This window comes from Agrobacterium sp. 22-223-1 (assembly GCF_053522385.1).
The window spans coordinates 127955-147577 of the sequence record NZ_JBNWCN010000001.1 but is presented as its reverse complement, the minus strand read 5'-3'; the positions used below and the strand labels follow the sequence as shown (position 1 = coordinate 147577).

General features: G+C 59.5%; 17 protein-coding genes. 10 read left to right on the top strand and 7 right to left on the bottom strand.

Annotation, left to right across the window (positions count from 1 at the left end; genetic code table 11):
- Positions 1 to 17 precede the first annotated feature (17 nt).
- The 3 genes from ACQZ60_RS00690 to ACQZ60_RS00680 all read left to right on the top strand — a co-directional run bounded on the left by ACQZ60_RS00690 (position 18) and on the right by ACQZ60_RS00680 (position 3870).
- On the top strand, positions 18 to 1514 hold the full coding sequence (locus ACQZ60_RS00690) for a CoA-acylating methylmalonate-semialdehyde dehydrogenase (protein ID WP_003524451.1): 1497 nt from the start codon (positions 18 to 20) through the stop codon (positions 1512 to 1514).
- Positions 1515 to 1739: 225 nt separating this feature from the next.
- Positions 1740 to 2810: a YjgN family protein gene (locus ACQZ60_RS00685; protein ID WP_020809666.1), complete on the top strand. Its 1071-nt coding sequence runs from the start codon at positions 1740 to 1742 to the stop codon at positions 2808 to 2810.
- On the top strand, positions 2800 to 3870 hold the full coding sequence (locus tag ACQZ60_RS00680) for a M48 family metallopeptidase (RefSeq protein WP_020809665.1): 1071 nt from the start codon (positions 2800 to 2802) through the stop codon (positions 3868 to 3870). Before ACQZ60_RS00685 ends, ACQZ60_RS00680 begins: the two co-directional genes overlap by 11 nt.
- A 42-nt stretch (positions 3871 to 3912) precedes the next feature.
- On the opposite strand, the gene ACQZ60_RS00675 is transcribed toward ACQZ60_RS00680, so the two are convergent.
- On the bottom strand, positions 3913 to 4962 hold the full coding sequence (locus tag ACQZ60_RS00675) for a Fe(3+) ABC transporter substrate-binding protein (protein WP_035264601.1): 1050 nt from the start codon (positions 4960 to 4962) through the stop codon (positions 3913 to 3915).
- A gap of 173 nt (positions 4963 to 5135) precedes the next feature.
- Here ACQZ60_RS00675 and rirA point away from each other — a divergent pair, with 173 nt between their 5' ends.
- The 7 genes from rirA to ACQZ60_RS00640 all read left to right on the top strand — a co-directional run bounded on the left by rirA (position 5136) and on the right by ACQZ60_RS00640 (position 11408).
- Positions 5136 to 5606, top strand: coding sequence for an iron-responsive transcriptional regulator RirA (rirA, locus tag ACQZ60_RS00670; RefSeq protein ID WP_035264574.1), 471 nt, complete (start codon positions 5136 to 5138; stop codon positions 5604 to 5606).
- 170 nt (positions 5607 to 5776) lie between these two features.
- The gene (locus ACQZ60_RS00665) at positions 5777 to 6823 is read left to right on the top strand and encodes an AbrB family transcriptional regulator (RefSeq protein WP_031234466.1); all 1047 of its coding nucleotides are present in this window, start codon (positions 5777 to 5779) and stop codon (positions 6821 to 6823) included.
- 140 nt (positions 6824 to 6963) lie between these two features.
- Positions 6964 to 7875: a glycine betaine ABC transporter substrate-binding protein OsmF gene (gene osmF, locus ACQZ60_RS00660; protein WP_020812934.1), complete on the top strand. Its 912-nt coding sequence runs from the start codon at positions 6964 to 6966 to the stop codon at positions 7873 to 7875.
- A 96-nt stretch (positions 7876 to 7971) separates the two neighbouring features.
- Complete coding sequence (locus ACQZ60_RS00655; protein WP_448734595.1) at positions 7972 to 9138, top strand: ABC transporter permease; 1167 nt, start codon at positions 7972 to 7974, stop codon at positions 9136 to 9138.
- On the top strand, positions 9135 to 10073 hold the full coding sequence (locus ACQZ60_RS00650) for an ABC transporter ATP-binding protein (protein ID WP_448734594.1): 939 nt from the start codon (positions 9135 to 9137) through the stop codon (positions 10071 to 10073). Before ACQZ60_RS00655 ends, ACQZ60_RS00650 begins: the two co-directional genes overlap by 4 nt.
- Positions 10070 to 10810, top strand: coding sequence for an ABC transporter permease (locus tag ACQZ60_RS00645; RefSeq protein WP_448734593.1), 741 nt, complete (start codon positions 10070 to 10072; stop codon positions 10808 to 10810). Before ACQZ60_RS00650 ends, ACQZ60_RS00645 begins: the two co-directional genes overlap by 4 nt.
- 109 nt (positions 10811 to 10919) lie before the next feature.
- Positions 10920 to 11408 carry a gluconokinase gene (locus tag ACQZ60_RS00640; RefSeq protein ID WP_031234467.1) on the top strand — a complete coding sequence of 163 codons (489 nt, stop codon included), beginning with the start codon at positions 10920 to 10922 and terminating at the stop codon, positions 11406 to 11408.
- Here the strand turns inward: ACQZ60_RS00640 and ACQZ60_RS00635 are convergent.
- The 6 genes from ACQZ60_RS00635 to ACQZ60_RS00610 form a co-directional block, all read right to left on the bottom strand.
- The gene (locus tag ACQZ60_RS00635) at positions 11405 to 12706 is read right to left on the bottom strand and encodes an NAD(P)/FAD-dependent oxidoreductase (RefSeq protein ID WP_448734592.1); all 1302 of its coding nucleotides are present in this window, start codon (positions 12704 to 12706) and stop codon (positions 11405 to 11407) included. The genes ACQZ60_RS00640 and ACQZ60_RS00635 overlap by 4 nt on opposite strands.
- A 1-nt stretch (position 12707) precedes the next feature.
- Positions 12708 to 14069, bottom strand: a complete 1362-nt coding sequence (locus ACQZ60_RS00630) for a glutamine synthetase family protein (RefSeq protein ID WP_003524441.1) — start codon at positions 14067 to 14069, stop codon at positions 12708 to 12710.
- Between the two features lie 254 nt (positions 14070 to 14323).
- The gene (locus ACQZ60_RS00625) at positions 14324 to 15571 is read right to left on the bottom strand and encodes an NAD(P)/FAD-dependent oxidoreductase (RefSeq protein WP_196378173.1); all 1248 of its coding nucleotides are present in this window, start codon (positions 15569 to 15571) and stop codon (positions 14324 to 14326) included.
- Positions 15572 to 15673: 102 nt separating this feature from the next.
- On the bottom strand, positions 15674 to 17314 hold the full coding sequence (locus ACQZ60_RS00620) for an ABC transporter ATP-binding protein (protein ID WP_448734591.1): 1641 nt from the start codon (positions 17312 to 17314) through the stop codon (positions 15674 to 15676).
- 5 nt (positions 17315 to 17319) lie between these two features.
- Positions 17320 to 18465 (bottom strand): ABC transporter permease, encoded by a 1146-nt coding sequence (locus ACQZ60_RS00615; protein WP_448734590.1) that lies wholly within the window; start codon positions 18463 to 18465, stop codon positions 17320 to 17322.
- On the bottom strand, positions 18465 to 19559 hold the full coding sequence (locus tag ACQZ60_RS00610; RefSeq protein WP_003524435.1) for a microcin C ABC transporter permease YejB: 1095 nt from the start codon (positions 19557 to 19559) through the stop codon (positions 18465 to 18467). Before ACQZ60_RS00610 ends, ACQZ60_RS00615 begins: the two co-directional genes overlap by 1 nt.
- Positions 19560 to 19623 lie beyond the last annotated feature (64 nt).

Genomic DNA, 19623 nt, shown 5'->3' with positions numbered 1-19623 from the left:
ATTCTGGAGGAAAACCCATGAAGGAAATCGGTCATTTCATTAACGGCAAGCATGTGCCAGGCACCAGCGGCCGCACATCGAATGTCTACAACCCGGCCACCGGCGAAGTGCAGGCAACCGTTGCGCTTGCCAGCGACGCCGAATTGCGCGCCGCCGTGGAGAGCGCCAAGGCTGCGCAGCCGAAATGGGCCGCTACCAACCCGCAGCGTCGCGCCCGCGTTTTCTTCAAGTTCGTCGAACTTCTGAACCGCGACATGAACGAGCTGGCTGTGCTGCTCTCCAGCGAGCATGGTAAGACCGTCGAGGATTCCAAGGGCGATATCGTGCGCGGCCTTGAAGTCTGCGAATTCGTCTGCGGCATTCCGCACCTGCAAAAGGGTGAATTCACCGAGGGTGCCGGTCCGGCCATCGACATGTATTCGATCCGCCAGCCGGTCGGCATCGGCGCAGGCATCACCCCGTTCAACTTCCCCGGCATGATCCCGATGTGGATGTTCGCGCCGGCGATCGCCTGCGGCAACGCCTTCATCCTCAAGCCTTCCGAGCGCGACCCGTCGCTGCCGATCCGTCTTGCCGAACTGATGATCGAAGCCGGTCTTCCGGCCGGCATCCTGAACGTCGTCAACGGTGACAAGGGCGCCGTCGACGCCATCCTGACCGATCCCGATATCGGCGCGGTCTCCTTCGTCGGCTCGACGCCGATCGCCCGCTATGTCTATGGCACGGCCGCCATGAACGGCAAGCGTGCGCAGTGCTTCGGCGGTGCGAAGAACCACATGATCATCATGCCGGATGCCGATCTCGACCAGGCGGTAAACGCGTTGATGGGCGCGGGTTACGGTTCGGCGGGCGAGCGCTGCATGGCTGTTTCCGTTGCGGTTCCGGTTGGTGAGGAGACGGCAAACCGTCTCGTCGAAAAGCTCATTCCGCAGATCGAAAGCCTGAGAATCGGCCCCTATACCGACGACAAGGCCGATATGGGTCCGCTCGTCACCAAAGAAGCGCAGACGCGCGTCAAGGGCCTGATCGACAGCGGCGTCGCACAGGGTGCGAAGCTTCTGGTCGATGGCCGCGACTTCAAGCTGCAGGGCTATGAAGACGGCTATTTCGTCGGCGGCTGCCTGTTCGACCACGTGACCCCTGATATGGACATCTACAAGACGGAAATCTTCGGACCCGTTCTCTCCGTCGTTCGCGCCAAGAATTACGAAGACGCGCTGGAACTGCCGATGAAGCATGAATATGGCAACGGCGTCGCGATCTATACCCGCGACGGCGACGCCGCCCGCGACTTCGCAAGCCGCGTCAATATCGGCATGATCGGCGTCAACGTTCCGATCCCGGTTCCGCTTGCCTATCACTCCTTCGGCGGCTGGAAGGCTTCGAGCTTCGGCGACCTCAACCAGCACGGGACGGATTCGATCAAGTTCTGGACGAAGACCAAGACGATCACCTCGCGCTGGCCGTCGGGTATCAAGTCGGGCGCTGAATTCGTGATGCCGACAATGAAGTAAGCGGGCAGAGCCCTCTACATTACAAAGAGCCTCGCTGTTTTCACGGCGGGGCTTTTTCGATTAAAAGATAACTTAAAAAATCAAGTTTTTCCTTCAAAATATTTCCACTTAAAGCTGTTATGGCGTAAGAGAGCAGTTGCGGCGTGGGGACGCTGCCAACCGACGATAACGGGGAAGCCTGCAAACTCAATCTGCCCGGAGAGGGGCATATCATGAGGGACTATTATGAGTGATATCTCAGTGAGTGCGGATCAGCGTGCGCTTGAACGCGGCTCGTTCAGCGGAAATGCCAAGGAATATTTCGGAATCTGGATCGTCAATATTCTGCTGACGATCATCACCATCGGCATCTATTCCGCCTGGGCAAAGGTGCGCCGCAAGCGTTATTTCAATGGCAATACCGTGCTGGCCGGTCGTGCCTTCGGTTATCACGCCACCGGCGGGCAAATCTTCAAGGGCCGGCTGATCGCCTTTGCCTTCATCGTCGTCTCGCAGCTCGTCGGCCTCATCCATCCCTTCCTGGTTTTCGTGCCGGCAATCCTGCTGATGATCTTCTTTCCATGGCTGATCACGCGCAGCATTCGTTTCAATGCGCGGGTGACGAGCTATCGCAATGTGCGTTTTGATTTTGTCGGAACGGCATGGGGCGCTTTTGTCTCCATCCTGCTTGGCAGCCTCGTCGCGTTCTTCTCCTTCGGCATTCTGGCGCCGCTGTCCAGCCGCTGGGCGAACCGCTATATTTTCAGCAACCTGCGTTACGGCGACCGGCCTTTCAGCGCCGATCCCAGGATCGGCAAGCTCTACCGGGTCTGGATCATTCCCGCGATCATGGTGGTGATCGGCGGCATCGTAGTCGGCTTTTTCGGCATTGCCGCCTTTGCGGCCAATAGCGCTATGCTCGAAGACGAGACGGCAGCCATGGCCACGGCGCTGGCTTCCCTTTATGTCGGAATTTTCGGCGCGTTTCTGGTCTATGGTCTTGCGGGTGTCGTCTATCGCACCGGCGTTCGCAATGTCGTCATCTCCTCCATGCTGCTGGACGGAAAGCACGACCTGCACAGCGATCTTCATCGCGGTCGCTACCTGTGGATCGTCATCTCCAACCTGATCGTCACCGTCTTCACGCTTGGCCTGATGCGGCCATGGGCGGCGGTGCGCGAAGCGCGTTATACCGTTGAACGCACGGCAATCCGTTTCAATGGCGATGTCGGCGAGGTTCTCTCCTCGATGGAGGCGACAGGCGCCGCCGTCAGCGCCGAATATATGGATATGGAAGGTTTCGAATTTGGTTTCTGATACCGGAGAAACCGTTGCGGGCGAGTGGCATGCCGCTCGCTCCAACCTTTCCAGCGTCGCCAGGCTGAAGCTTGGCGGCACGGTCCTTCTCGTGCTCGACGCGAAGGACAACCACGTCAGAACCCAGGCCGAGATAAAAACGGTGGAGATCAGCCACCGGGTCGGCACCATCCCCCGGGAGTTGCATTTTCCCGACGGGTCGCTGTTCGAAACCCGCGACAATGACGGCGTGGACCGGCTGCTTGGCCAGCACATTACCAAGCGTTCCGGTTTCGTGCACTGGCTGGAACAGTTCCGCCCACGGCTGATCGGCATCACCGCCGCAGCCGTTCTTCTGGCTTACGGCACCTATAAGCTGGCGCTTCCGGCGCTGGTGGAACTGGCGGTCGCCGTAACGCCGCCCATCGTTCCACAGGTCATGTCGGCCAGCACCATGCAGGCCTTCGACCAGGCGGTGTTTTCTCCAAGCGAACTTCCGCAGGAAGAGCAGGACGCCATCCGTGCGGAATTTGCCCGGATCGTCGCCCATGCGGAAGGTTCGCCCGAGGACTACAAGCTGAATTTCCGCAAGGGCGGTTATATCGGCCCCAATGCCTTTGCGCTTCCGGATGGCACGCTGGTACTGACGGACGAGCTGGTGGAACTCGCAGGCGACGACAGGCAGATGATCACCGGGGTTCTCGCCCATGAAATCGGCCATGTGGAATATGAACACAGCCTGCGGCAGCTTTACCGCGCCGCCGGGGTTGCCGGTCTCGTCATGCTGATTGCCGGCGATGTCGGTTCGGCAATGGAAGATATTCTCACCCAGGGTGGCGGTCTTCTGGCGCTATCGCATTCGCGCGATGCCGAGCGGCAGGCGGACCAGCGCTCCGTCGAACTGATGCGCAAGGCCGGGCTCGACCCAACCGCCATCGAACGGTTCTTTGCGCTGCTGGAGGAAAAGCTGGGCGACAAGGACGGCACCAGCATCGTGTCCACCCATCCCGGAACACCGGAAAGGCGCAAGGCCATTCTCGATTACAACGCTTCCCTGGACAACAAACCGGCGGGCAACTGACCCACCGGTATCGCAACTATCAGAGTTCGATCAAGAGCTAACTCAGTTGGTCGGGCCGTCGTTGAAACCCACTTCATCAACCAGTTCGGACGCCTGCTTGCGATGGGCCGCTATGTCCGTCAGCGGCAGCTTGTCCGGATTGATGGGGCCGAAGCCCTTCACGACATCGGATGGCTCCGCGCCGGGCAGCACCGGATATTCGAAGACCTGCTTGGCGTAGATTTCCTGCGCCTCGCGCGAGGCCAGGAATTCCATCAGCTTCAGCGCATTGTCTTTGTTGGGTGCGTATTTCGTCAGCGCCATGCCGGAGATATTTACATGTGTGCCGCGATCGCCCGCATTGGGGAAGATCACCCGCACCGATCCGGCCCATTCCTTTTCTTCCGGCTCGCGATCATTCGTCAGCATCAGGCCGACATAATAGGTGTTGCCGAGCGCGATGTCGCATTCACCGGAAAAGATCGATTTCGCCTGGCTGCGGTCGGTTCCGTCAGGCTTGCGAGCGAGATTGTTCTTCAGACCGGTCAGCCATGTGCGGGTATAATCGACGCCGTGATGGGCGATCATCGAGGCGATCAGCGCGATATTATAGGAATGCTGGCCGTCGCGAATGCAGATCTTGCCCTTCCATTTCGGATCGGCAAGCTCCTCATAGGTAATATCCTTCTGGGTCACCCGCTCCTTAGACGCATAGACCACCCGGCCGCGCGTGGTGAGACCAAACCATTCGCCCTCGGGATCGCGCAGATTGGCAGGGATATCCTTTTCGATGACGGGATCGTTGAGGACCGGCTGGGTAACCTTGCCCTCCTTCGCCTCGACGAGACGGGCGATATCGACCGTCAGCAGCACATCGGCAGGCGAATTGACGCCCTCAGCCTGAATGCGTTCCACCAGCCCCTTGTCGAGAAAAAGCACATTCGCCTCTATCCCGGTTTCCTTCGTGAAAGCATCGAGCAGCGGCTGGATCAATTCAGGCTGGCGATAGGAATAGACGTTAACCTCCCCCTCTGCCAAAGCGACGGGCGCGGCGACAAGGATCGTCAGCCCTGAAAAAACGGCAGCGGAAAAGTATGATTTCAAGCTTGCCATTATGAATGCCTCCATTACATTCCGATTCTTGACTTGTTTGTTCATGAATCATCCGGACGGTCAACAAGGCTGTTCGAGAAATATCGGATGGGTGCCAGTTTTTTCAGTTTCTGGAATTGTTCTAAACTGAAAAAGAGACTATATAACTCCACATTGAGAGTTAGGAGACCAGCATGCGCTTGACCAAACAGACCAACTATGCCGTTCGCATGTTGATGTATTGCGCCGCCAATGAAGGCCATCTGAGCCGCATTCCTGAGATCGCCAGAGCCTATGGCGTTTCGGAGCTGTTCCTGTTCAAAATCCTGCAGCCGCTCAACAAGGCGGGCCTGGTGGAAACCGTGCGCGGTCGCAACGGCGGCGTGCGTCTTGGCAAACCTGCCGAAAAGATCAGCCTGTTCGACGTGGTGAAAGTGACTGAAGACAGCTTCGCCATGGCCGAATGCTTCGAGGACGGTGCTGTGGAGTGTCCGCTTGTGGATAGCTGCGGCCTCAACTCGGCGCTTCGCAAGGCGCTCAATGCCTTTTTCGACGTTCTGGCGGAATATTCGATCGACGATCTCGTCAAGGCGCGGCCCCAGATCAACTTCCTGCTGGGCCTCGATACGGAAATGCCGAAGATCGCCGCCCTTCCGGCTGCCTGACCATCCCATTGTCGCATCGACAATTGCCATAGCCCGTGTCCTTCAGGCCACGGGCTTTTCTTTTATAGAATACGCATGAAATGTAATATTTTTGATCCTGCGTGTTGACGTCGCGAATGGAAGCGGCGCATTTGGTCGCGAGCTTTTTCAAGCAACCAATCAGCGTCGCAATGATCATCAAGCCTGAATTCCATACATTTGCGCTCACCGCGCTCGTCGGCGGCATAGGGGCGCTACTCGCCAGCCTCATCGATATTCCGGCACCTTTTCTTTCCGGCCCGGCGCTTGCCGTGACGATCACGGGGCTGGCCGGTGTAAGGCTTGGCGTTCCCGCCTTCATCCGCAATGCCTGTTTCGTCGTCGTCGGCATTTCTATGGGAACGAGCGTGACGCCCTCCGTGATCGACGCGGCAAAGACCTGGCCCGTGAGCTTCGTCGTTGTGCTCGTCGCTGTCGTTATCATGCTCTATGTCGCCTACTGGATCCTGCATTATGGCTTCGGTTACGACCGGACAACGGCGATGCTGGGCGCCTCTCCCGGTCATCTCAGCTATATTATCAGCCTCGGCGCAGAGACGAAAAGCGACCTTGCGACCGTCAGCATCGTGCAAAGCGTGCGGGTGCTGGCGCTGACGCTTTCCGTGCCGCTGATCGTCGAATATTTCGATCTCGTCAGCACGGAACCGCTTGTGGCCAACCCGCCAATGGGTCTGCTCACACTCGCGCTGACCATCGGCGCATCGCTTCTGACCGGCTGGCTTTTCCTGCGCTGGAAGTTTCCGGCCGCGCTGCTGCTTGGCGGCGTCGCCATTTCCATCGGCACCCACATTACCGGCCTTACCGAAGGCGGCGTTCCCACCTGGCTCAGCCTGCCCGTCTATGTGCTGATCGGTTGCCTTATCGGCACGCGCTTTTCGAATGTCTCACTGATGGACGTGCGGAAAGGCTTTCTGGCAGGCTTCGTCGTCACCATCGCCGTGATGCTGATTGCCGGAAGCATTGCCTGGATGATTTCCGGCGTGACCGGCGTTCCGCTCAATGCCGTCATGATCGCCTATTCGCCGGGCGGCCTGGAAACCATGGCGGCGATGGCGGTGATGATGCATGCCGATACCGCCTATGTCGGCTCCCACCACGTCATCAGGCTCTTGTTTCTTTCGGTTCTCATGCCGCTCGTCATGGGCAAGGATGCACGCAAGCGCGACGGAGAAACCTGACCATCGGCGTGTAGCGGAGCTATCGACGCAAAAACGCAGGTGGCATGCAACCATTTTTCCTCCCGGCCGTTTATATTCCGCCGCAATTGCGGCGGCGATCTTTCGCCTGTTCGGCAGGCTGACCCACCGGAGGAACATTCATGAACCGCTTGATGACGTTGACGGGCGCCGGACTTGCGCTTGCCCTTTCTGTTTCCATCGCTCAGGCGCAGGTGGTCGTGTCGTCGAAAATCGACACGGAAGGCGGTGTTCTCGGCAACATCATCCTTGCCGTCCTTAACCAGAACAAGATCGAAACGACGGATCGCATCCAGCTTGGCGCCACGCCGGTTGTGCGAAAAGCGATAACGGCCGGTGAGATCGACATCTATCCGGAATATACCGGCAACGCCGCGTTCTTTTTCTCCAAGGCGGACGATCCGCTCTGGAAAGATGCAGCCAAGGGCTATGAAGAGGCGAAAACACTCGACTTCGACGCTAACAAGATCGTCTGGCTGACACCATCGCCGGCAAACAACACCTGGGCAATTGCGCTGCGCAAGGATGTTGCCGACAAGAACAATCTGAAGACGCTTTCCGATTTCGGCAAATATGTTGCCGATGGTGGCGAGGTCGTCCTTGCCGCTTCTTCCGAATTCGTCAACTCCGCCGCCGCGCTCCCTGCATTTCAGACCACCTATGGCTTCACCATGAAGCCTGAGCAGCTGATCACGCTTTCCGGCGGCGACACCGCGGCCACGATTGCCGCCGCCGCCAACCAGACGAACAACGCCAATGCCGCCATGGTCTATGGCACGGATGGCGGCATCGCGCCTTCAGGTCTCGTGGTGCTGGAGGACGACAAACATGTGCAGCCGGTCTATCAGCCAGCGCCGATCATTCGCGAAGAGGTTCTGAAAAAGCACCCGAATATCGAAGAGCTGCTGAAACCCGTATTCGAAAAGCTCGATCTGGCAACGCTGCAGGATTTGAACGCCCGCGTGCAGGTCGGCGGCGAACAGGCCAAGACGGTGGCGCTCGACTTTCTGACAAAGAACGGCTTCGTCAAGTAACCGCTCGCGGCGCCGGAGCGGGTTGCGGGAACCGGTGCGTTCCCATGATCCCGTCCCAATTCAGAGTACACGGGCCAGAAGACAGGGGAGCAGGATTTGACGAAATGGCCTGACAAAGTGGGCGTGGTGATTTCGTGCCTGCTTCTTTATGCGCTTTTTGCGTCGCCTTTCATGACATTCCGTGCCAACCGGATCGTTCAGGGTGAGACACGGACGATCTTCGAAGCGCTTCCGGGTTCGGCTGCAACTGTTCTCGCCACCATCGTTCTTCTTTCGGTCTTCATCGCCTTTTTCCGCTTTCCTACGCGATTGAAACTCGCATTCGCGCTGGTCGGTCTTGCGGCACTGGCGGTTTTCGTCGGGCAGGCGGCTTCTTTCCTCACGCCGGACGGTAACGGTTTTGCCCGCGTTTCACCTGCCAGCGGCTTCTGGCTGATATTTGCCGGTCTGGCTCTGCTCGCCACGGATTGTATTGCGCGTCTTGAGCCGAAGCCCGTTGCCCGGATTTTGTTGCTGCTGGTGGCCATCGCTGCGCTCGCGGCCGTGCTGACAAGCGGCCTCTGGAACGACCTCTCCATCATCAAGGAATATACCGGCCGGGCCGATACATTCTGGACCGAGGCTTTGCGGCATGTGGAACTTGCCATCGGCTCGCTGATCGCAGCGACCGTAGTGGGTATTCCCCTGGGGATACTCTGTTATAAGGTCGAGCGGTTGCGCGCAGGCGTACTGAACAGCCTCAACATCGTCCAGACCATCCCCTCCATCGCCCTTTTCGGCCTTTTGATCGCCCCGCTCGGATGGATCGCGGCCACTGTGCCGGGTGCCGCGAAAATCGGCATTGCTGGCATCGGCATGGCGCCCGCTTTCGTGGCGCTGTTTCTTTATTCGCTGCTGCCGGTGGTTTCCAACACGGTGGTCGGTCTTTCCGGTGTTTCGCAGGCGGTTCGGGAAGCGGCGCGCGGGCTTGGCATGACGCCGGTGCAACGGCTGCTGAGGGTGGAATTTCCGCTGGCCATGCCGGTCATCCTCACCGGCATCCGCATCGTTCTGGTGCAGAATATCGGCCTGGCGACGATTGCCGCCCTGATCGGCGGCGGCGGCTTTGGCGTTTTCGTATTTCAGGGCATCGGGCAGACGGCGATGGACCTCGTGCTGCTCGGCACCGTGCCGACGGTTCTTCTCGGCTTTGCCGCCGCAATAACACTCGACGCCCTCATCGACAGCAATCTCTTCAGCGCAGGCGGAAGGCAAAAGGCATGATCGAAATCGACACCATTACGAAACGATATGGCGATGCAGCCGTGGTGGATCAGGTATCGCTGACTGTCGCGCCGCGCACCGTCACCGTCATCGTCGGCACGTCAGGATCGGGAAAAACCACCCTGCTGCGCATGATAAACCGGCTGGTGGAGCCCACCTCCGGCACGATCCGTATCGACGGTGAGGATGTCAGCGCCATACCCGGTTTCAAGCTGCGCCGCCAGATCGGCTACGCCATTCAGGGCCATGGCCTGTTTCCGCACCGGACGGTGGCCGAAAATATCGCGACCGTTCCGCAGCTGATCGGCTGGGATCGCAAGCGGATTGAGGCGAAGATCGACGCGCTGATGCATCTCTTCCAGCTCGATCCCGCGCTTTATGCCGACCGTTTCCCGCATGAACTCTCAGGCGGTCAGCAGCAGCGTGTCGGCGTGGCGCGTGCGCTGGCCGCCGAACCGAACATTCTTCTGATGGACGAACCCTTTGGCGCGCTGGACCCGGTGATCCGCGCCAAGGCCCAGAACGATCTTCTCGATATCCAGAAAAAGCTCGGTGTAACCGTGGTTCTCGTCACGCACGACATGGACGAGGCCTTTCATCTGGCGGATCGGATCGCCGTGATGGACAAGGGTCGCATCGTGCAGGACTGCCCGCCAGCCGAACTGGTGCTGAAACCGGCGACGGATTTCGTGCGCACCATGATCGGCGAAAACGAACGGGCGCTGAAACTGCTGTCCGTTCTCTCCGTTGCCGATGTCGTGGAGCCGGGAAACGCAGAGGGCGAACCGCTCACCGAGCATACAAGCCAGCGTGACGCCCTGTCGGCGATGTTATGGGCGGGCTGCGATGCCTTGCCGGTCGTCAGGGACGATGGACAACCCGCCGGCCGGGTGCGGCGTGACGTTCTCCTCCAGCGTGCCGCCGGAGCCCTATGAAAAACGCCTTATCCTTCTTTGCCCTCGGTTTCCTGACGCTGGCGCTGGCCACCTTCCTTGCCGTGCCGCAGGTCTTCGCACCGGTGTTTCGCCCTCTCGTGCAGGCCAATGCGCCGGCAATCTACACGCAGGCCAATCTGTTTTCCCTCACGCTGTCGCATCTAACAATCGTGGCGATTGCCACGGGGCTCGCCACGCTCACGGCGGGAGCGCTTGCGGTTCTCGTCACCCGGCCATTCGGGGCGGATTTCCTGCCGCTGTCGCGCAGCATCGTCAATATCGGCCAAACCTTTCCGCCGGTAGCGGTGCTGGCGCTAGCCGTACCGATGATTGGTTTTGGCGAAAAACCAACGCTCATTGCCCTGTTTCTCTATGCGCTTTTGCCAGTATTCGAAAATACGCTGACGGGTCTTACGACCCAACCCGCCACGGTGATGGATGCCGCGAGAGGCAGCGGCATGACCGGCTGGCAACGCCTTGTCAAAGTGGAGTTGCCGCTTGCCCTTCCAGCCATTCTCGCCGGCATCCGGCTTTCGGCGGTCATCAGCCTTTCGACCGCGACCATCGGCTCGACCGTCGCGGCGCGTACCCTCGGCGAAGTGATCATTGCCGGCCTGCAATCCAACAATCTCGCCTTCATTCTTCAGGGCGGGCTGATCGTTGCGGCGCTGGCGATCCTGATTCACGCTGCCTTTTCCGCCATGGAAAAGACTGCGGCGCGCAAAACCGGGCACTGACACAGGCAAGCCCCCGCATTTTTATATTCCCGATGCCTGCCGCACATGGTAGGGGCTGACCGTCGAAACAGAAACATTCGAGGTTCGGGTGACACAGGCAATTGTCGTGATGGGAGTGAGCGGCTCCGGCAAGTCCACGGTCGCGGAAGCAGTGGCGGAGAAACTGGGCGTTGCTTTCATAGAAGGCGACAAGCTTCACCCGAAATCCAATGTCGATAAAATGTCCGAGGGTATTCCGCTGACGGACGAAGACCGTTGGCCCTGGCTCGATCTGATCGGCGCGGAACTGCGCAAGGGCAGCGAAAGCAACGGTGTCGTCGTTTCCTGCTCGGCGCTCAAGAAAATCTATCGCGACCGCCTTCGCAAAGCCACCGGCGGCCCGCTGGCTTTCGTCTATCTGGATGGCAGCCTGGAGCTTCTCAGCCGGCGCATGGGCGAACGCAAGGGCCATTTCATGCCGCTTTCGCTGCTGCAGACCCAGCTTGCCACGCTGGAAGTGCCGACCGGCGAACCGGGCGTCGTGACCGTCAGCATCGATGCCACACCGGAGGATATTGCGAAAAACGCACTTTCCGGTTTGAAGACGGTGACGTTCTAAAATCCGAGCCTGTCGCGCAGGCCGTACCACCATGCGCCAAGCACGGTCAGCGGCACCCGGAAGGTCTTGCCGCCGGGGAACGGATAGTTCGGCAGCGAACTCCAGACATCGAAACGTTCGGCATGGCCGGCAACGGCCTCGCCCAGTATCTTGCCGAGCAGATGGGTTGTCGTAACACCATGGCCACTGTCGCCATGCGAGAAATAGATATTGTCCGACAGCCTACCCATATGCGGAATGCGCGTCAGGGTCAGCGCGAAATTTCCGCTCCAGGCAAAGTCGATTTTCGTTTTTTCCAGTTGCGGGAAGGTTTTGAGCATGTTCGGGCGGATCGCACCCGTCAGATCGGCCGGATCGCTGCCGCCATAACCGATGCCGCCCCCATAGAGCAGGCGATTGTCGGAGGTGCGGCGGTAATAATCGAGAATGTAGTTGGCATCTTCAACGCAATAATCGGCAGGCAGAAGAGCCTCGATCAGATCGGCATCGAGCGGCTCCGTCGCCATGACCTGGCTTGAGACCGGCATCATCCGGTCGCCGATTTCCGGCAAGAGTTTGCCGAGATAGGCGTTGCCGCAGACGAGGACATATTTCGTCTTCACACCGCCTGTCGCCGTGCGCACCACGGGGTTTGCGCCCTGTTCTACCGCAATGACCCGCGAATTTTCGAATATGCGAGCACCGAGGCTTTCCGCCGCCGCCGCTTCGCCCTGCACCAGATTGAGCGGGTGGATATGCCCGCCGAAGCGGTCGATCATGCCGCCGGCATATCGATCGGTCTCCACATAGTTGCCGACATCCGCCTTCGAGACCATTTCGAGACCGCCATGGCCGTGTTTCTCCCAATGGGCCTTATGGGCCTCCATCTCGCGGATCTGTTTCGGGGTAAAGGCGGCAAAGAAACCGCCATCGACCAGATCGCAATCGATGGCGTATTTGGCGATGCGGTTGCGGATGATCGCGCCGCCCTCAAGCGACATTTCGCCCAGTTTTACCGCCTTGTCATGCCCATAGCGGCCGGCAATGGTTTCGAGATCGCGGCTATAGCCGTTGACGATCTGGCCGCCATTGCGGCCCGAAGCGCCGAAGCCGACCCGCACCCCCTCAAGAACGATGACGGAATAGCCGCGCTCACTGAGTTCCAGCGCGGCGGAAATACCGGTGAAGCCGCCGCCGATGATGCAGACATCGGCGTCCAGCGCGCCTTCGAGCGTCGGCCGCACGGTTTTGACATTGGCGGAGGCCGCATACCATGACGATGTGTGGCCGGGATTGGGAATATTCGTTACCTCAGCCATTTCACACCGTCCTGATATAGGCGTCATATTCGACGTCGGTTACACGCAGGGAAAATTCGGAAAGCTCCTGCTGCTTGCAGGCGGAAAACAGCGTGCGGTACTTCTGGCCGAGCGTCGCATAGGCAAAGCTCGACCGCGTGAAGCGCTGCAACGCATAGTCCCAGTTGGTGGGCAGCGGCTCGTGATTGATCGCATGGCTGTCGCCGGCAATCGCGCCGCCCGGTTGGCGCTTCTCCTTCATGCCGGCCAATGCGGCGCTCAGGATCATCGCGACAACGAGATAGGGATTGGTGTCGGCGCCCGCGACCCGGTGTTCGATACGCGTCGCGGCCTTGCTGGCAACGATGACACGCACAGCCGCCGAGCGGTTGTCGATGCCCCAGGAGGCGTAGGTCGGTGCGTGTTCGCTAGGGGTCAGGCGGCGATAGGAATTGGCATGGGGGGCGAAGATCGCCATGCTTTCACCCATGTTTTCCAAGAGGCCGCCAACCGAATGCATCAAAGCATCCGATGGACCGTCCTCTCCGGCGTAGATGTTCCTGCCGTCCCTGTCGAGAACGGAAAAATGCACGTGCATGCCATTGCCGGCCTGTAACCCGTAAGGCTTGGCCATGAAGGTGGCGTCGAGGTCATGCCGCCGCGCCACGCCCTTGACGATACGTTTCAGGAAGACTGCGAAATCGGCCGCCTGCAATGCATCCGGCACATGGTTGAGATTGATCTCATATTGGCCGGGACCATTCTCCCGCAACGTCGTATCGGCAAGCACGCCCTGTGCGCGGCAGGCCGTGGCAATATCATGGAAGACGTCCTCGAAATCCTGCAGTTCGGAAATCGACAGAACCTGTGTCTGGCCCGTATGCCACCGGCCCTCGCGGCTGTGCGGCGGACGAACGGGATCAAGCGCGGAGCGGACGGGATCGATCAGGTAAAACTCGAGTTCGGTCGCCACGACCGGCGTGAGGCCGGCCTTTTTATAGGCGCCCAGAACCTGCGCCAGAACATGGCGCGGATCGCCATAAAAGCCGGTTCCATCCGGATTTTTCATTGCCAGCAGAACCTGTGCCGTCGGGCGGCCAAGCCATGTCACTCGCGACAGCGTGCCTGGAACGGGGAAACAAAACCCGTCCGGATCGCCCGTGCCTTCCGCAAGACCTGCAGCATGCACATCCCGGCCCCAGATATCCAGCGCATAGACCGACCGGGGAATGGCCATTCCCTTTTCAAGAACGTCGATTGCCCGTTCGCGCGGAATCCACTTGCCGCGCGGCACGCCGTTCGCGTCTATGACGAAAGCTTCGAGAATTTCGATATCGGGGTTATCGGCGAAAAATTTCTTTGCGTTTTCAATATCATCCATCATGCACCAGCAAGCCGTTTCCATCTCGTTTCATGCGCAGCGAGTTGCGCTAACGAAAGTCGTCCTGCTGCTGATAGATGAGAAACCTCGCCACCATGATGACGTTTCGCCCCTTTTCCCCTTTAGATCATTACATGATCTAAATTATATAGTTAGAACGGGATTTCAGGCGAAAACCGCTTACACTTTTCGCCATCCCGCTCCAGCATGCGACCATGTTACGTGGCCTGTCCTCGGAAGGCCAGCGGATTTAGCTATCAGGGATTGAACCTTTCCGGGCGATAGGCGTCGATGGCGATAACCGGCGTTTCGCCCAGCATGGTTTCCGCCAGTACACGGCCGGTGATCGGCCCAAGTGTGAGGCCATGGTGGGCGTGGCCGAAAGCAAACCACAATGTTTTATGCCGCGGCGCTTTGCCGATGATTGGCATCATATCCGGCGTGCAGGGCCGCGCACCCATCCACGGTTCCGCATCCAGCCGGCCGCCGAGAGGAAAGACGGTGCGCGCCACCCGCTCTGCCCGCTCGATCTGCACGGGAGATTTCGGTGCATCGCGTTCGGCAAATTCCGCGCCCGTCGTCAGGCGGATGCCCTTTCGCATCGGCGCGAGGAAATAACCGCGCTCGGCGTCGATCAGCCAGTTATTGAGCTTCGTGCCCTCCTGCGGCGCGTAATGCATGTGGTAACCGCGTTTCACACCGAGTGGAAAGCGGTAACCCAGCCGTTCCGTGACGGTATCCGCCCAGGGGCCAAGCGCCACGACGGCATGTTCGGCCTCGACCGCGCCGGTTTCGGTGCGCACCGTCCACCCGCTCACCGTCTGGCTGAGGGTGGAGGCATCGCCCCTAACGAAGCTTCCGCCGAGGCTCTCGAACAGCCGGACATAAGCGAGCGTCAGCGCATGCGGATCGCGCACCGACCAGGGATCGTTCCATTTCAGGCCGCCGACGAAATCATGGCTCAGATGCGGTTCGGCTGCGGCAAGCTCCTCGGCGTCGAGTTTCGTATGGGAAATACCGTGGTCGCGCGCCAGACGCTCGGCGAAAGCAAAATCGGCATCCCGCCTTGCGGCGGTTCTGTAGGCCTCCATCCAGCCGTTCTTGACGATGAGATCGCCGGCCTTCGCCTCGTCGATCAAAATGCTGTGTTCGGAGACCGAATGCTCGATCAGCGGCGCATAGGCGCGGGCAATTGCCGCGTGGCGCGTGGCTGCGGAATTGTACCAGTAACGGCCGAGAAAAGGCGCGATCTTCGGCAGGGCAAAGAGGTGATAGCGGGCATCGATGCTGTTGTTCAGGGAATAGCGCAGCAGCAGGGCGAGATCCTGCGGGAAGGCATAAGGCACGACGCCTTCTCTCTGGATCAGCCCGGCATTGCCGAAGGAGGTCTCCTCACCCGGCCCGCGCCGGTCGACCAGCACCACCGATTTACCCCTGCGGGCCAGTTGCAGGGCGATGGAGACCCCGATGATCCCCGCACCCAAAACGATCACATCCGCTGCCATGGCAATCAATCCGTTTCCGCATCACATGCCCCCTCAACATGGGTCGGCATTTTCCGCGAAGCAACAGAAAAATCATCACCTTAACAGAAACAGCAATGCGGCCTACTGGCTTATCGCCTTCGTTTTCATCGCCTCGATGTTGAAGGCGGCCGCCAGTAGCGCCTTAGTATAGTCCTGCTGCGGGTCAGCGAAGATTTCCGCCGCCGGGCCGCTCTCCACCACCTTGCCGTGGCGCATGACGATCAGATCGTTGGCAAGCGCCTTCACTACCTTAAGATCGTGGCTGATGAAGAGATAGGCGAGTTCGTGCTTCGCCTGGAGATCGCGTAGCAGATCGACCACCTGCGCCTGCACGCTCATATCAAGCGCGGAGGTCGGCTCATCCAGCATGACGAAACGGGGTTTAAGCACCATGGCGCGGGCAATGGCGATGCGCTGGCGCTGGCCTCCGGAAAATTCATGCGGATACCGCCAGCGGGTGGCCGGATCGAGGCCGACCTCTTCCAGCGCGGTGGCGACACGCGTATCGCGCTCATCGGCAGACAGAGACCGCTCATGCACCTTCAAGCCCTCGGCGACGATTTCGCCGACCGACATGCGCGGGCTGAGCGAACCGTAAGGATCCTGAAACACCACCTGAAGCCGGTTTCTGAGCGGCTTCATCATCTCGTAGGAATAGTGGTCGATCGACTGGCCGATGAAGCTGATGCGCCCTTCAGACGCAATCAACCGCGAGAGGGCCAGACCGAGCGTGGTCTTGCCGGAGCCGGATTCGCCCACCACGCCCACAGTCTGGCCGGCGCGAAGGGTGATATCGATACCGTCCACCGCCTTCACATGGTCGACCACCCGGCGCATAAGCCCCGCCTTGATGGGGAACCAGACCTTGATATCGTCGCCCTGCATGACCACGGGTTTGCCGGCGTCGGAATGGGGAGGCTCGCCCTTCGGCTCCGCCGCCAGAAGATGGCGGGTATAGGCGTGCTGCGGATCGTTGAAAACCTGCTCCACGGTGCCGGTCTCGACAATCTTGCCCTTGGTCATGACGCAGACGCGGTCGGCAAATTTGCGGACAATGCCGAGATCGTGGGTGATGAACAGCATGGACATGCCGTGCTTCGTCTTGAGGTCGCTCAAAAGTTCGAGGATCTGGGCCTGAACCGTCACGTCGAGCGCCGTCGTCGGTTCGTCGGCGATCAGCAGTTTCGGCCGGTTGGCAAGCGCCATGGCAATCATCACGCGCTGCCGCTGGCCGCCGGACAATTCATGCGGATAGGCCTTCAGGCGCTTTTCCGGTTCGCGGATACCCACCTGCAGCAGCAATTCCAGCGTGCGCGCCCGCGCCTGCGCCCCAGTGATTGCCTGATGCAGCTCCAGAATCTCGCCGATCTGCCGCTCGATGGTGTGGAGCGGGTTGAGCGAGGTCATCGGCTCCTGAAAAATCATGGTGACGTCGTTACCGCGGACCGCACGCAGGGCGCGCTCCGGCAAAGTCAGCATGTCCTTGCCGTCGAACAGGATTTTCCCCGATGGATGGCTTGCCGCCGGATAGGGCAGCAATTTGAGAATGGAATTCGCCGTCACGGACTTGCCGGAACCCGACTCGCCGACGAGGGCGACGACCTCGCCCGGCATCAGATCGAAAGAGACGTGATCAACGGCGATACTGGTCGCACCGCCCTGGTGGAAAGCGACGGAGAGATCACGGACGGAGAGAAGCGGTTGGGTCTTTGTTTCCGTCATGGCGATCACCGGAACGTCTTGCGTGGATCGAAGGCGTCGCGCACCGCTTCACCGACGAAAATCAACAATGAGAGCATGATGGACATGGTGAAAAACGCAGTGAGGCCAAGCCAGGGGGCCTGAAGGTTGTTCTTGCCCTGCGCGATCATCTCGCCCAGCGACGGCGATCCCGGCGGCATGCCGAAGCCGAGGAAATCGAGCGAGGTGAGCGTCGTGATCGAACCGGAGAGGATGAAAGGCAGGAAGGTCAGTGTCGCCACCATGGCATTGGGCAGAAGATGCCGGAACATGATCGTCCAGTTGCCGACGCCAAGGGCGCGGGCGGCGCGGACATATTCGAAGTTTCTGGCGCGCAGGAATTCCGCGCGCACGATGCCGACGAAGCCGACCCATGAAAAGAGCAGCATGATGCCGAGCAGCACGAAGAAGCCCGGCGGCAGGATGGCCGCGATGATGAGCAGGATATAAAGCACCGGCATGGACGACCAGATTTCGATGAAACGCTGCAACAGCAGGTCCGTCCAGCCACCGAAATAACCCTGGATCGCACCGGCAGTGACGCCGACAAGGGCCGACGCAATGGTCAGCGTCAGACCGAACAGCACGGAAATACGGAAACCGTAGATCATCCGTGCCGTGACATCGCGCGCCTGATTGTCGGTTCCGAGCCAGTTGAGATTGCCAAGCGTGCAGCCGGGGTCGGCATTGCCCTGCGGATAGGCCGAGCAGCGGTCTTTTTCATCCATCAGCCAGAACGGCGCGGTAGGTGCCGAATGCGGAATATTGGAATTGACCGTCTGATAGGAATAGCGGATCGGCGGCCAGATCATCCAGCCATTGGCATTGATCTCGTCCTGAATGAAGGAGGATTTGTAATCGGTCTGGGCCAGGAAGCCGCCGAATTTTTCCTCCGGATAATCCACCATGACCGGCACCAGCAGCTCGCCCTTGTAGGAGGCAAGGACGGGTTTGTCATTGGCGATGAATTCCGCAATTAGACTCAGGAAAAACAGGAGCAGGAACAGCCAGAAGGACCAGTAACCGCGCCGGTTCGCCTTGAAATTCTGCCAGCGGCGTTTGGTGGTGGGCGAAAACCACGGGCGCTTCGGCTTTTCTATCGTTTCGGCTGCGGCGGTATGGGCAAGCGTCATCACACGTCCCTCCGCTCGAAATCGATGCGCGGATCGATCCACGTATAGATAAGGTCGGAAATGAGGCCGACCACGAGGCCCATCAGGGAGAAGATGAAGAGCGTGCCGAACACGATCGGATAGTCACGGTTGACGACGGAGAGATAACCGAGGCGGCCAAGGCCATCCAGCGAGAAGATATTCTCGATCAGCAGCGATCCGGTGAAGAAGGCCGAGATGAAGGCGCCCGGAAAACCGGCGATCACGATCAGCATCGCGTTGCGGAAGACATGACCATAAAGAACCCTGCGCTCGGTGAGGCCCTTGGCGCGGGCGGTGATGACATATTGCTTCTTGATTTCGTCGATGAAGGAGTTCTTGGTCAGAAGCGTCGTCGTCGCGAAGGCCGAAAGCGACAGCGCAATGAGCGGCAGAGTCAGGTGCCAGAAGTAGTCGATGATCTTCTGCCACCAGTTCAGCTGATCAAAATTATCCGACACCAGACCGCGCAGCGGGAACCAGTCGAAGAAGGATCCGCCGGCAAAGAGGACGATGAGCAGGATACCGAACAGGAAGCTCGGTACGGCATAACCGATGATGATGATGCCGGAGGTCCAGACGTCGAAGGTCGAGCCGTCGGACACGGCCTTCTTGATGCCGAGCGGAATGGAGATGATGTAGGAAATGATCAGAATCCAGAAACCGAGCGACGCGGACACCGGCAGCTTGTCGATGATGAGATCGATAACAGAGGAATTGCGGAAGAAGCTGTCGCCGAAATCGAAGCGGATATAATTCCACATCATTTCGAGAAAACGGGTGAGCGGCGGCTTGTCGAAGCCGAACTGTTTTTCGAGCTTGGCGATCAATTCCGGATCGAGACCCTGCGCACCGCGATATTTCGAACCGCTGTCATCGAAACCGCCGGACTGACCCATGAGATCGCCGCCGCCCGAGAGCCGGTCGGAGGCGCTGTCGCCCTGCCCCGTCAATTGCGCGACGACCTGTTCCACCGGCCCGCCCGGCGCGAACTGGATGACGAGAAACGAAATGCCCATAATGCCGACGATGGTCGGGATCATCAGCGCCAGACGTCTGAGGATATAGGCGCCCATCAGCCTCTGCTCCCGGCCGATACGTCAGCGGTTTTCGTTTCTGTCAAACCCGGTCCTTTCCTGA